The 13,486-nt window shown below is 74.0% G+C and carries 8 protein-coding genes; 4 read left to right on the top strand and 4 right to left on the bottom strand.

What is annotated here, in order from left to right:
- Positions 1–41 precede the first annotated feature (41 nt).
- On the bottom strand, positions 42–1,793 hold the full coding sequence (gene treZ, locus M5362_RS04130) for a malto-oligosyltrehalose trehalohydrolase (protein ID WP_260225911.1): 1,752 nt from the start codon (positions 1,791–1,793) through the stop codon (positions 42–44).
- 310 nt (positions 1,794–2,103) lie between these two features.
- Between treZ and M5362_RS04120 the strand changes: the two genes are divergently transcribed.
- Both M5362_RS04120 and M5362_RS04115 read left to right on the top strand, forming a co-directional pair.
- The gene (locus tag M5362_RS04120) at positions 2,104–2,652 is read left to right on the top strand and encodes a DUF1707 and FHA domain-containing protein (protein ID WP_260225910.1); all 549 of its coding nucleotides are present in this window, start codon (positions 2,104–2,106) and stop codon (positions 2,650–2,652) included.
- A gap of 132 nt (positions 2,653–2,784) precedes the next feature.
- Entirely contained in the window at positions 2,785–5,292 is a 2,508-nt protein-coding gene (locus M5362_RS04115; protein WP_260225909.1) for an MMPL family transporter, read from the top strand.
- Here M5362_RS04115 and M5362_RS04110 read toward each other — a convergent pair.
- Entirely contained in the window at positions 5,231–5,701 is a 471-nt protein-coding gene (locus M5362_RS04110; protein WP_260225908.1) for a MarR family winged helix-turn-helix transcriptional regulator, read from the bottom strand. The genes M5362_RS04115 and M5362_RS04110 overlap by 62 nt on opposite strands.
- Before the next feature lie 178 nt (positions 5,702–5,879).
- Between M5362_RS04110 and M5362_RS32945 the strand changes: the two genes are divergently transcribed.
- Entirely contained in the window at positions 5,880–7,034 is a 1,155-nt protein-coding gene (locus tag M5362_RS32945) for a cytochrome P450 (RefSeq protein ID WP_261365543.1), read from the top strand.
- 333 nt (positions 7,035–7,367) lie between these two features.
- On the opposite strand, the gene treY is transcribed toward M5362_RS32945, so the two are convergent.
- The gene (gene treY, locus M5362_RS04095) at positions 7,368–9,737 is read right to left on the bottom strand and encodes a malto-oligosyltrehalose synthase (RefSeq protein WP_260225907.1); all 2,370 of its coding nucleotides are present in this window, start codon (positions 9,735–9,737) and stop codon (positions 7,368–7,370) included.
- Between the two features lie 90 nt (positions 9,738–9,827).
- Here treY and M5362_RS04090 point away from each other — a divergent pair, with 90 nt between their 5' ends.
- Positions 9,828–11,066 (top strand): MFS transporter, encoded by a 1,239-nt coding sequence (locus M5362_RS04090; protein ID WP_260226161.1) that lies wholly within the window; start codon positions 9,828–9,830, stop codon positions 11,064–11,066.
- Between the two features lie 120 nt (positions 11,067–11,186).
- Here the strand turns inward: M5362_RS04090 and glgX are convergent, their stop codons facing one another.
- Positions 11,187–13,307, bottom strand: a complete 2,121-nt coding sequence (glgX, locus tag M5362_RS04085) for a glycogen debranching protein GlgX (protein ID WP_260225906.1) — start codon at positions 13,305–13,307, stop codon at positions 11,187–11,189.
- Between the last annotated feature and the right edge of the window lie 179 nt (positions 13,308–13,486).

Below are 13,486 nucleotides of genomic sequence, written 5' to 3'. Positions count from 1 at the left end.
GGGCCACCACCGGCCGTGGCCCGTGGCGGCCGGCCACCGGCTCATCCGTCCGTCAACACCACCGCGCACTCCGCCGGGAGGCGAAGGAGGCCGTCCGCGCCCGGGGCGTCGACCGGGATCCAGGAGGCGAGGACCTTGTCGCGGCCGTTGGAGCCGAGGGGGATCTCCACCGGTTCCTTGCCCAGGTTGACCGCGACCCGCAGCACCCCGCGCCGGAACGCCAGCCAGCGGGCGTCCTCGTCGAAGGCGACCCGGACCGCCGCCAGGTCCGGATCGGTGAGGTCCGGCAGGGTGCGGCGCAGCGCGATCAGCTCGCGGTGCCAGGCCGACAGCCGGTTGTGCGGGGCGCGTTCGCGCTCCGACCGGTCCAGTACGGAACGGTCCCGGGTGGCCGGGTCCTGCGGGTCGGGAACGTCCTCCTCCGCCCAGCCGTGCTCCGCGAACTCCCGCCGCCTGCCCTGCCGTACGGCCTCCGCGAGCTCCGGGTCGGTGTGGTCGGTGAAGTACTGCCAGGGCGTGGTCGCCCCCCACTCCTCACCCATGAACAGCATCGGCACCGAGGGGGCCGTCAGGACCAGCGTCGCCGCGCAGGCGAGCAGCCCGGGGGAGAGGGTCGCCGAGAGCCGGTCGCCCAGCGCCCGGTTGCCGATCTGGTCGTGTGTCTGGGCGTAGGCCAGGAAGCGGTGCGCGGGGGTACGGACCCGGTCCACCGGGCGCCCGTGGCGGCGTCCCCGGAAACTCGAGTACGTACCGTCGTGGAAGAAGACATGGGTCAGCGTCTTGGCGAGCGCGGCCAGGGGGGCGCGCGCGAAGTCGCCGTAGTAGCCCTGGGACTCGCCGGTCAGGGCGGTGTGCAGCGCGTGGTGGAAGTCGTCGTTCCACTGTGCGTGGACGCCCAGGCCGCCCGAGACGCGCGGGGCCGTCGTACGCGGGTCGGCGAGGTCCGACTCGGCGATCAGGAAGTGCTGGCGACCCTGCTCCCGCGCCAGCTCGTCCACCGCCTCGCTCAGCTCCTCCAGGAACGTCAGCGCCCGGTCGTCCACCAGGGCGTGCACGGCGTCCAGCCGGAGCCCGTCGATCCGGTAGTCCTGGAGCCAGGCGAGCGCGCTGTCCAGCAGATAGCGGCGGACTTCGTCGGAGCCCGCCGCGTCCAGGTTCACGGCCGCGCCCCAGGGCGTCTGGTGGGTGTCGGTGAAGTACGGGCCGAAGGACGGCAGATGGTTCCCGGACGGGCCGAGATGGTTGTGGACCACGTCCAGGACGACACCCATCCCGAGCCCGTGGGCCGTGTCGACGAACCGCTTGAGCGCCGTCGGCCCGCCGTACGGCTCGTGGACCGCCCACGGCGCCACACCGTCGTATCCCCAGCCGTGCCTGCCCGGGAAGGGGCAGAGCGGCATCAGCTCCACATGGGTGATGCCGAGGCCCGCAAGCTCCCCGAGCCGCTCGGCCGCCGCGTCCAGGGTTCCGTCCGGGGTGAAGGTCCCGACGTGCAGCTCGTACAGGACCGCGGCGCGCAGCCGCAGCCGAGGGGCCTCGTTGAACCAGACGTACGCGGAGTGGTCGACGACCGCGCTGAGGCCGTCCGGGCCGTCCGGCTGGCGGCGGGAGCGCGGGTCGGGGAGGACCGGCCCGCCGTCCAGGGAGAAGCCGTAACGGTCGCCGTCCCCGGCCGCCACGACGCCGGACCACCAGCCGGCCCGCTCGGGGTCCGGCTCCAGGGGGTGCCCCGTGCCGTTCAGCTCGAGCGTCACCCGGTCACGGGCCCGCGGGGCCCACACCTCGAACAGCACCGGCCGATCCCCTCGTCGATGGTCCACACAACGGCAGCGCAGCAGCGGTGGCGGCGGCGCCGGGCCGCGGCGGCCGCGGTGGCCGCCACAACGACTACGGCGTCCATCCTGGCAGTCAGGGCCCGGCCGCGCCCGGTGTGTCCCGGACGAAGTTGATCGCTCGCTCGAACGTCGTGTACCCCGTGCGGGCGAAGGAGTTCGCCACCGGGACGTTTCCCAGGTCGGTCGCGGGACGGATCCGGGGCACCCCCGCGGCCCCCGCGAGGCCCCGTTCTGGACACGTCAGGCCCCTCGGACCGACAATCACGGTGTGACGACGCCTTTCGAGTTCTCCACGCACCCCGCTCGGCTCTCCGACGCCGAGCGGGACCGTGCGCTGGTGCTGCTCCGTGAGGGTGCCGCGCAGGGCAGGCTCTCGCACGACACCTTCCTCCACCGCATGGAGAAGGCGCTCGTCGCCCAGCGCCCGGACGAACTCGCGCTCCTGACCGCCGACCTGCAGACCGAGTCCGGCTGGACGCGGCGCGTGGTGGGCGCGGTGGAGAAGATGTCCGCGTTCACCGCCAAGCTCGGCCGGGCCTGGCACGCCGAGCGGCTCCCGAAGCTGCTGCTGCCCGAGCCGGGGCCGTACCCGCTGCGGATCGGCCGCGACCCGGCGAACGGGCTGCGGCTCAGCCACGAGACGGTCTCCCGGCTGCACGCCGAACTCTCCCTCCAGGGCGGGCTCTGGGTCCTGCGCGACCTCGGCTCGACCAACGGTACGAGCGTCAACGGGCGCCGGGTCACGGGGGCCGTGGCCGTGCGGGCGGGCGACCTGGTCGCGTTCGGCCAGATGTCGTTCCGGCTCTCCGTCCGCTGAACGGCACGGCCTGCCGGGCGACTTCCCTGACAGGGGGCCGCCCTCCTTCCCCTACGGGTGGGGGTAACCCCCGGTAGGGACACCGGAGTCCACCAGTGACCGTGTCATGCGTCCGGCGGGAGGCTGGCGGGCATGCGAACAACAGGTCAGCAGCCGCAGGGCAGAGTCCCCGCCACGGTCCGGACGGCGCAGTGGTGTGCCACGCACCCGTGGAAGGCCGTCTCGGGCTGGGTGCTCCTGCTCGCGCTGTGCATCGGCGCGGGGGCCGCGGTGGGCACGAACAAGGGGTCGTTCGCCGACTTCTGGATAGGCGAGGCCGGGCGGGCCGAGGCCATGGCCTCGGGCAGCGGGCTCACACCGCCGCCCGTCGAGCAGGTGCTGATCGAGCGCGGGGCCGGGGCCGCCGGGCAGCGCCCGGCGGCCGCCGTGGCGCAGGGCCCTACGGCCGCCGACGCGGATGACACGGCCGCCGGCGCCGAGGTCCCCACGGCCGCCGGCGCTGAGGTCCCCACGGTCGCCGGTGCGGAGGTCTCCACGGCCGGCGGCGCCGAGGTCCCCACGGTCGCCGGCGCTGAGGTCTCCACGGCCCTCGGCGCGGAGGTCCCCACGGCCGTCGCGCAGGGCCCCACAGCCGCCGCGCAGGACCTCACCGCCGCCGCGGAGGAGATCCGTCGGCGGATGGAGACGCTCCCGGCCGTCGAGTCGGTCGGCGCCCCGGTCGCGTCGCGCGGGGGCGACGCGGTGCGGGTGGCGGTCACGCTGCGCGGGGACCGGGAGACCGCGAAGAAGGACGTCGGGGCGCTCCTCGTCCAGACCACCGCCGTCCAGCGGGCCCACCCCGGTCTGACGGTCGAACAGACCGGCAGCGCCTCCCTCTCCGTGGGGGTCAACGACAAGCAGGGGCAGGACCTCCGGCGGACCGAGATGATCAGCCTCCCGGTCACCTTCCTCATCCTCCTCGTCGTCTTCGGCGCGGTCCTCGCCGCCGGGATCCCCGTCCTCCTCGCCCTCTTCTCGTTCGCCGGAGCGGTCGGGCTGTACGGGCTCGCCTCCTGGGTCTTCCCCGACGCGGGCGGCGCGGCGCTGAGCGTCATCTTCATGATGGGCATGGCGGTCGGCGTCGACTACTCGCTCTTCTACCTCAAGCGCGCGCGGGAGGAGCGCGAGCGCTCCGGCGGCACGATCTCGCACGCCAGAGCCGTCGAACTGGCCGCCGCGACCTCGGGGCGGGCCGTCGTCGACTCCGGGTTCGCGGTCGCCCTCTCCCTGGCGGGCCTGTACCTCGTCGGGGACGTGATCTTCTCGTCGATCGCCACGGGGGCCATCCTCGTCACGCTCGTGGCCGTCGGCGGCTCGCTGACGGTCCTGCCCGCCCTGCTCGCCAAGCTGGGCCACCGGATGGACGGCGGCCGGCTCGCCCGCCGGCGCCGCGGGGGCAGCGGGGGCGGCGAGGGGCGCGTGTGGGCCGCGCTGCTGCGCCCGGTCGTGCGCCGTCCGCTCGTGGCGCTGGTGGCCGGCGTCGCCGTGACCGTCGCGCTGGCCGCGCCCGCGCTCGGGATGCGGCTCGGCACCGAGGGGAAGGAGACGTTCCCCGACAGCGTCCCGGCCGTCGCCGCGTACGACCGGCTCGTGGCGGCCTTCCCGTCCGAGGGGCCCGGGCATCTCGTCCTCGTACGAGGTGAGGACCCGGCCGCGCCCCTGCGGAGGCTCGCCGACGCGACCCGCGGCGACGCGCTCTTCGCGCAGGACCGGGCGCCGGTGGTGCGGACCGCGGAGGACGGCCGCACGGCGCTGCTCGTACTGCCCGTTCCGTACGCGGCGAACTCGCCCGAGGCCGCCCGCTCCCTGGAGCAGGTCCGCGAACGTCTGCTGCCCGCCGCCGTCGGCGGCACGCCCGGTCTCCAGTGGGCGGTCTCCGGCGAGATCGCCGCCGGCGCCGACTATGCCGCGCACCAGGAGAGCCGGCTGCCGTGGGTGATCCTCTTCGTGTCGCTCGCCACTCTGGCGGTCATGTACGCCGCGTTCGGCTCTGTGGTGATGGCGGCGCTCGGCACGGTCCTCAACCTGGCCGCGGTCCTGGTGGCCTGGGGCGTGCTCACCCTGGTCTTCCAGGGGACCTGGGCGGAGGGCCTGTGGGGCTTCGAGTCTCTGGGCTTCGTCGGCTCCCGTACGCCGCTGATGGTCTTCGCGATCCTGGTGGGGCTCTCGACGGACTACCAGATCTTCGTCGTCAGCCGGATCCGTGAGGCCGTACGGCGCGGGGTGCCGACCCGGGAGGCGGTGGTGGACGGGATCGCCGGCTCGGCGGGCGTGGTGACCAGCGCGGCGGTGATCATGGTGTCGGTCTTCGTCAGCTTCCTCTTCATCGACCGCATCGAGATGAAGCAGATCGCGGTGGGTCTGACGGTCGCCGTCCTCTTCGACGCGATCGTGCTCCGTGCGGTGATCCTTCCCTCGGCGATGGCTCTCCTGGGAGACCGCGCCTGGTGGCCGCGCCGTCCCTCCGGGGCCCCCGCACCGGCGGCGGCGTCTCCGGCCACCGCCGGGGGCGAGAAGGCCCTCGTCCGAGCCCACCGCGTCACAGGACCAGGGAGCCGCCCGTGTTCTCGATCATCCGGCGGAGCACCTTCAGGGCGATGACGTAGTCGGCGTCGTCGATGCCCTCGTGGATGCGGGCGAGGATCGCCGGGGCGTGGCCCTTCATGGTCACGCGGGCCTCGTCGCCCGATTCGGTGATCCACAGGCGGTCCTCCGCGTCGCGCGTCAGCCAGCCGCGTCCGAGCAGGACCTCGGCCTCCGCCGCCAGGTCGTCCTCCGGCCTGATGTAGGAGCTCATCGCCTCCTGGAGCTCCGGGACCGTCATGCCGTGCCCGTCGGGCGAGATGTCGTGCTTCGACAGATGGCGCAGCAGCCAGAACTGGGGCTGGGTGAAGCCGGACTCGGCCTGCCGGGCCCGTGTGAACGCGACGAGCGCGCGGTTGGCCACTCCGGTCACGTAGGCGGCCGGCTGGGTGGCGAGTTCGGCGTCGGAGAGGTGCTGGGTCGTCATGGTGGTTTCCCCCTGTGGACGGTCGGTGGTGCCTGAACCGTAAAACCTGAAGATTGGTTGAGGTCAACTGTCGCCGCGCGGGGCTTGTTTCACCCGTTCGGCGGTATGCGGGCTGCGGGGGTCCGTGGGCGGTGGTGGGGTGGGGGGACGCACACACGCTGGACCGACAGGGGGCGCGATGAGCGACGAGTCGAAGCCGGGCATAGGCACGGACGGCTGGGCGGGCCTCCCGCCCATGGGGCCCGCGCCCTCCTCGCGCGCCCACGCCCGCACCACGGCGGCGGCCCCGACCGCCGGGCGCGTCCGGGCGGACGGGCGGGTCCGGGCGGACGGGCGGGTCCGGGCGGACGGGCGGGTCCGGGGCGAGGGTCCTTCCTCCGTCGAGCGGCCGCCGGGGAGCCCCGCCGGGCGGCCGACGAGCCGGACCGTCGCGCCCAGCCCGCTCGACCCCGGCGCCACCCGGGACCCGTACCGCGTCCACCGGGTCCTGCGCGAGGAGTTCCCGCTGACCTACGACCCGCTGCTGCGCGCCTGGGTCCTGAGCCGGTTCGCCGACGTCGCCACCGCCCTCACCGACGCCCGGTTCACCCACGGTCACCGGCCCGGCGACCCGCCCTGCGCCCGGACGCACGTCGACGTCGACGAGGACGAACTCCGCAGCGTCACCGCGCGCACCGCGCACGTCCTCGCCCGCCGGATCGCCGAGCGGCCCCAGGCGGACCTGGTCGCGGACTTCTGCCGCTGGCTGCCCGCCGGCACCGTCGCCGCCGCCGTCGGCGTGCCCTACCGGGACATGATGCGCCTGGTCCGCGGCCGCGCCGCCTCCGCGCTCGCCGGTCAGTGCACCGGCCAGATCTCGGTACGGGAGAAGGCCCTCGCCTCCTTCCTCGCCGACGTCCTCGTCGAGCCGGAACGCGCGGCCGCCCTCCATGACGCGCCCTCGGAGGAGATCGCCCGCGCCTGGACCGAGTCGCTGCGCCACGACCCGCCCGTACAGATCGCCGTCCGCCGCACCGCCGCCGACGTCCGTGTCGGCGGCGGCACGATCCCGGCGGGGGAGCCCGTCGCCCTGCTGATCGGGGCCGCCTGCCGGGACCCGGAACGCTTCCGCGACCCCGACCGCTACGACCCGCGGCGCGACGACCCCGGCCAGCTGACCTACGGGAGCGGCGTCTGCCCCGCCGTCCTCCTCGCCCGCCTCGAAGCCGAGTACGCCCTGCGGGCGCTCCTCGACGCCATGCCCCGCCTGCGACTGGCCCACGGCTTCCGGCCCGAGCGAACGGGCCTGATCACCCGCGCCCCGCGGAGCCTCCTCGTACAACCCGGCGACTGACGCCCGGGCGGTTGATGCCCCGGCGGTCAAGGCGCCGGTGCGGGCCGCCCGGCCCCGGCGCCGGGGCGACCCGGGCCGGGTGCCCCACTGGCAGACAACCCCGCGCCGCGCCCAGGCGGTTGACGTCCCGGCGGTTGAGGCGCCCGGGCCTGGCGCCCCCGCGCCCCCTGCCGCGCGCCCCCTGCCGCGCGCCCCCGGGCTGGCTATCCCGTGCCGTGCGGCCCCCGTGCCGGGCTACCCCGTGCCGGGCTACCCCGTGCCGGGCTACCCCGTGCCGGTCGCCCCGGCACCGGTCGCCCCCGCCCCCCGCGCCCCGCCCCGGGCAGCCCTTCCTCACTCCTCCCGGGCGGGCCGTCGGCCGAGCAGGGACACCGGGCGGGCGTCGAAGAGGTCGACCGGCTTCACCGCTCCGCCCGTGAACTCCCGTACGCCGTCGAGCAGGTCGAACCAGCGGCCCGGTGGCAGGATCAGCTCCGTGTCCTGCCACCCGCCCGCCTCAGCCAGCCGCAGCGGCAACCGTGTGACCGCCGTGACCACCTCGGCCGAGCCGCCCTCTCCGCGGGCGAAGGCCAGACAGTGCGGCGCCGTGGCCCCGGTCACGGCCAGCGGGGTGTACGAGTCCGGCGCGGCGAACACCTCGGGGTGCCGCCGCCGCAGCCCGAGCGCCGCACGGACCACCGCCGTCTTGTCGTCGTCCTCGCCGACCGTGAACGGAGTCCGGTTGTCCGGGTCGACCAGCGCCCGGTACTCCCGCTCGGTGCCCTGATAGAGCTCCGGCACCCCCGGCATCGTCAGCTGGACCAGGGTCGCGCCCAGCATGTGCGCCCGGATGTGCGGCTCCAGCGCGAACGCCGCCTCCGAGGCCGCCCGGAGAGGGATCCGGCCCGGCCCGGCCGCCACGAAGTCGGTCACCGCGCGCTCGTACGCCGGATCGGGCTCCGTCCAGCTGGTGTGCAGACCGGCCTCCCGTACGGACTTCAGGACCGCCGGGCCGAGCCGCGCCGGATCCGGTGTGCCGAACCCGAACGCGGTCTGCCACGCCGTCCACGCCAGGTGCGGATCCGGCGCCGGAACGCCCGCCACCTCCTCCAGCAACTCCCGCCACACCGCCGGACACTGGGAGAGGACGGCGATCCCGGCACGGACGTCCGCACTGCGCTTGGTGTCGTGCGTGGAGAGCACGGTCCCGGTGCCGGGCCAGTACCGGGAGAGCCGTAGGCAGTACGCGTGGAACTCCTCGGGCGCGATCGCCGGGCGCCCAGGGTCGCCGCCCACCTCGTTCGCGGACAGCAGCGGGGTGTAGCGGTAGAAGGCGGTGTCCTCCACGGACTTGGCGCGCAGCGCCGAGGACGTCTGGGCGAACCTCGCCCGGAACGCCCGGTGTTCGTGGCCGTCGCCGAGCAGCCCGAGCGCCAGGTCCCGCACGGTGTCGACCGCCGTGGCCTCCTCCGGTACGGCGAAGGCCGCCTTCGCGCCCCGGGCCGCCTCCGGGGTCAGCACCGACTCGGCGTCCGTACGGTAGAAGCGGTAGACGGGGACGCGGACGAGGAGCTCGCGGACCGCGGTCCGCAGGGCCCAGGGGGCGTGGTCGCGCAAGCCGGGATCGGCGGCGCAGATCCGGTCCGCGAGCCGGGCAAGGGCCGCGGTCTCCGCCGCCAGGTCGTGCGTCACCACCTCGTACGCGGACCGGCGCGCGGTCGCCTCCCAGGAGCCGCCCCGGTCGCCCGCGCGCCCCGCGAACTCGCGGTACACGTCGGAGAGTTCGTCGGCGCCCACACCGTCGACGAAGACACCGTCCACATACCGCAGGGCGTCGTAGCCGGTCGTCCCCGCGACCGGCCAGGCCGGCGCCAGCGGCTCCGCGCCGGTGAGGATCTTCTCGACGACCGTCCAGCACCGGCCGCCCGTCGCCTCCCGCAGGCGCTCCAAGTACCCCTCGGGGTCGGCGAGTCCGTCCGGGTGGTCGATCCGCAGCCCTTCGATCACCCCGTCCCGGACCAGTTCGACGATCTTGCCGTGGGTGGCGTCGAAGACCTCGGGGTCCTCGACCCGCACCCCGATCAGCTCCGAAATGGTGAAGAACCGGCGGTAGTTCAGCTCGGTGCGGGCCAGACGCCACCAGCCGAGCCGGTACCACTGGGCGTCGAGAAGCTCGGGCAGCGGCAGCCCCTCCGTGCCCGCGCGGAGCGGGAACTCCTGGCCGTCCAGGTGCAGCACGCCGTCGGCGACCCGCATCCGCTCCCGTACGTCCGGGAGCCGGGCCGGAAGCACGGGCAGCAGGACCCGGCCGTCCCCCGCCGTCCAGTCGATGTCGAACCAGCGGGCGTACGGCGACTCGGGGCCCTCGCGGAGCACCTCGCGCAGCGCGTGGTTGTGGGTGGGCGACGCCGCCATGTGGTTGGGCACCAGGTCCACGACCAGGCCCAGGCCGTGCGCCCGGGCGGTCGCGGCGAGCGCCCGCAGCCCCTCCTCGCCGCCCAGCTCGGCCCGGATCGCGCGGTGATCGGTCACGTCGTAGCCGTGCGTCGAGCCGGGCACGGCCTCCAGGACGGGGGAGAGGTGGAGGTGGGAGACCCCGAGTGCGGCGAGATGGGGGACGGCCCGCTCGGCGGCCGGGAAGGGGAACTCCGGCTGGAGTTGGAGCCGGTAGGTGGCGGTGGGCACGGTCCGGGCGGAGGGCGGGGACGGGAGCGAGGACGTCATGCGAACGTACGTACCCGGCCAGGAGGCTTCTGTGTCATCGCCTCATGCGTCCGTTCGGGTGTATCGCGTTACGTTCTGGCGATGCTCCGTATGTATCGCGACACGCTGTCCCTGCTCGGGCCGGTGCTTCCGGTGGTCTCCTTCCTGGGGCGGCTGCCGACCGCGATGTGCCAGCTCGGCAGCCTGCTCCTGGTCGCCGAGACGAGCGGATCCCTGACGACGGCGGGGCTCGCGGGCGGCGCGCTCGCGGCGGGGCAGACGCTCGCGGGGCCCGTCATCGGCCGGTTCGCCGACCGGCGCGGACAGCGGGGGGTGGTCCTCGTCGCGTCCCTCGCCAACGCGGTGGCCGTCGCCGCGCTGGTCCTCGCGGCCCTCGCGCAGGCGGCGACCGGCTGGCTGATCGCCCTCGGCGCGCTCGCGGGCGCGACCGTCCCGCAGATCGGACCGCTCGCCCGGACCCGCTCGGTCGCCCTGGCCCGGCGTTCCGGCGCCGGCGACCGGCCGGTGGGCACGGTGCTCTCCTTCGAAGGCACCCTCGACGAGGTCTCCTTCGTCCTGGGCCCGGCCCTCGTGGGCCTCGCCGCCGCCCTCGCCCACCCGGCGGCCGCCCTCCTGACGGCCTCGGCCCTCCTGGCGACCTGCGGCACGGCGTTCGCGCTGCACCCCTCGGCCCGTGTCGCCGAAGGCGGTACGGCGGGCTCCACCGCCACCCGTACGGGCGCCGCCGAACGGGGGCGGCTGCCGGGGTCCGCGTACGCCCTCCGGTTCACGATGGTGCTCCAGGGCGCCATGTTCGGTGCCTCGCAGGCGGGCATCACCGCGCTCACCGAGAAGCTCGGGGCTCCGGCGCAGGCCGGGCTCGTCTACGCCGCCATGGGGGTGATGAGCGCCGCCGTCGGCCTCTCGATGGCGGCCGTGCCGGCGCGGATCGGGCTGCCGACGCGCTGGCGTGCGGCCACCGTCGCGCTCGTCGTTCTCTCCGCCCCGCTCGTCCTCGTGGACTCGCTCCCGGCCCTGTACGCGGTCGTGATCGTCCTCGGCGCCGCCTACGCGCCGCATCTGATCACCGTCTTCGGACTCACCGAGCGGACCGTGCCCGCGTCCCGGCTCGCCGAGTCGATGGCTTTTCTCACCAGCGGGATCGTCGGCGGCCAGGCCCTCGCGCTGGCCCTCTCGGGCCGCCTCGCGGAGACCCACGGCGCACCGGCCGCCTTCACCGTGGCGGTCGTCGCGGCCGCCCTGTGCGCGGTGTTGTCGTGGGCCGTCCGCACGCGGGTTCCGGCGCCCGGCACCCGACCGGCCGGGGCGGATGCGACGGCCGAGGTCTGACGGCGGACGCGATGGCGGACGCGATGGCGGACGCGATGGCGGACGCGATGGCCGAGGAGCGTGACGTACGCGGCGGGCGGGGACACGCGCCCCGCCCGCCCCGCCCGTCGCGGTCCCCGGCTACGCCGGCCGCTTCAGCACCGTCAGGCTCAGCGGTGCCAGAGTCACCCGTTCGCCCGCCGCGACCTTGGGGCCCTCCTGGGGAGGGATGCCCTCCGGGTGGGAGGTGTCGACCACCACCCGCCAGCTCTCGCCGTGGTTGACCGGCACCTCGAACTCCAGCTCCTGCGCCGAGGCGTTGAACATCAGCAGGAACGAGTCGTCCGCGATCCGTTCCCCCTGCGGTCCCGGCTCGGAGATCGCGTTGCCGTTCAGGAAGACCGACAGCGCCTGCGCGTGCGCCGCCTGCCAGTCCCGCGCCTTCATCTCCTCGCCCTCCGGCGTGAACCAGGCGATGTCGGTCAGCTCGTCGTGCGTGCCCTCCACCGGGCGTCCGTGGAAGAAGCGGCGGCGCCGGAAGACCGGATGGTCCCGCCGCAGCCGGACCATCGCCCGGGTGAACTCCAGCAGGGTCCCTTCCTCCGACGCGCCGGGCTCCGGCCAGCGCACCCACGAGACCTCGTTGTCCTGGCAGTAGGCGTTGTTGTTGCCGCCCTGCGTCCGGCCGAACTCGTCGCCGTGGCTGAGCATCGGCACGCCCTGCGAGAGCATCAGCGTCGCGAGGAAGTTGCGCATCTGCCGGGCCCTCAGCTCCCGGATCCCGATGTCGTCCGAGTCGCCCTCGGCCCCGCAGTTCCACGACCGGTTGTAGCTCTCGCCGTCGCGGTTGCCCTCCCCGTTCGCCTCGTTGTGCTTGCCGTCGTAACTGACGAGGTCGCGCAGTGTGAACCCGTCGTGGCAGGTCACGAAGTTGACCGAGGCGAGCGGCCGGCGGCCGTCGTCCTGGTACAGGTCGGACGAGCCGGTGAGCCTGGAGGCGAACTCGGCGAGCGTACGCGGCTCGCCGCGCCACAAGTCCCGTACACAGTCCCGGTACTTGCCGTTCCACTCGGTCCACAGCGGGGGGAAGTTCCCCACCTGGTAGCCGCCCTCGCCGACGTCCCAGGGCTCGGCGATCAGCTTCACCTGGCTGACCACCGGATCCTGCTGCACCAGGTCGAAGAAGGACGACAGCCGGTCCACCTCGTGGAACTGCCGGGCCAGCGTCGCCGCCAGGTCGAAGCGGAAGCCGTCGACGTGCATCTCCGTCACCCAGTACCGCAGACTGTCCATGATCAGCTGGAGTACGTGCGGGGACCGCATGAGCAGCGAGTTCCCGGTGCCGGTGGTGTCCGTGTAGTACCGCTGGTCGTTCGAGAGCCGGTAGTACGAAGGGTTGTCCAGGCCCCGGAAGGAGAGTGTGGGGCCCAGGTGGTTGCCCTCGGCCGTGTGGTTGTAGACCACGTCGAGGATGACCTCGATGCCCGCCTGGTGCAGAGCCCGTACCGCCGACTTGAACTCCAGGACCTGCTGGCCCCGGTCGCCCCAGGAGGCGTAGGCGTTGTGGGGGGCGAAGAAGCCGATCGTGTTGTAGCCCCAGTAGTTGGAGAGCCCCGCGTCGACCAGTCGGTGGTCGTTGACGAACTGGTGCACCGGCATCAATTCCAGCGCCGTGACGCCCAGTTCCTTCAGATGCCCGATGACCGCCGGGTGCGCGAGCCCCGCGTACGTCCCGCGCAGCTCCTCCGGCAGCTCCGGGTGGAGCATGGTCAGGCCCTTCACATGTGCCTCGTAGATCACCGTCCGGTGGTAGTCGGTGCGTGGGCGTCGGTCGTCGCCCCAGTCGAAGTACGGATTGACCACGACCGAGGTCATCGTGTGCGGCGCCGAGTCGAGGTCGTTGCGTGAGTCCGGCCGCCCGAAGTGGTAGCCGTACACCGCCTCGCCCCACTCGACCGAGCCCGAGACCGCGCGGGCGTAGGGGTCCAGGAGCAGCTTCGCCGAGTTGCAGCGCTGCCCTTGCTCCGGTGCGTAGGGGCCGTGGACGCGGAATCCGTACCGCTGTCCCGGCATCACTCCCGGCAGATAGGCGTGCCGGACGAAGGCGTCCGTCTCGCGCAGCTCCACCGCCGTCTCCGAGCCGTCGTCATGGAGCAGACACAGCTCGATCCTGTGGGCGGCCTCCGAGAAGACCGCGAAATTGGTTCCTGCGCCGTCGTAGGTGGCGCCAAGGGGATACGCCTGTCCCGGCCAGACCTGCATAGATAAGACTCTTCCATCCTGATCCGGGTGTTGGGGTGTACTCCGGCCAGATCCTGCCCGAAAGAGGGGCAACCTCCTAGGACTTCGCCCCGCCCTGCCGGGTGCGCTTCCAGCGGTGATATGTGCGGGTTTCGACCTGATGTGCGATGAGGGGCCGGTTCCGCCGGTCGGCCGCGGTC

This window comes from Streptomyces sp. Je 1-79 (assembly GCF_025195125.1).
In the GTDB taxonomy this organism is placed as follows: domain Bacteria; phylum Actinomycetota; class Actinomycetes; order Streptomycetales; family Streptomycetaceae; genus Streptomyces.
The sequence above is the reverse complement of the archived record's forward strand: the minus strand, read 5'-3'. Positions and strand labels throughout refer to the sequence as shown.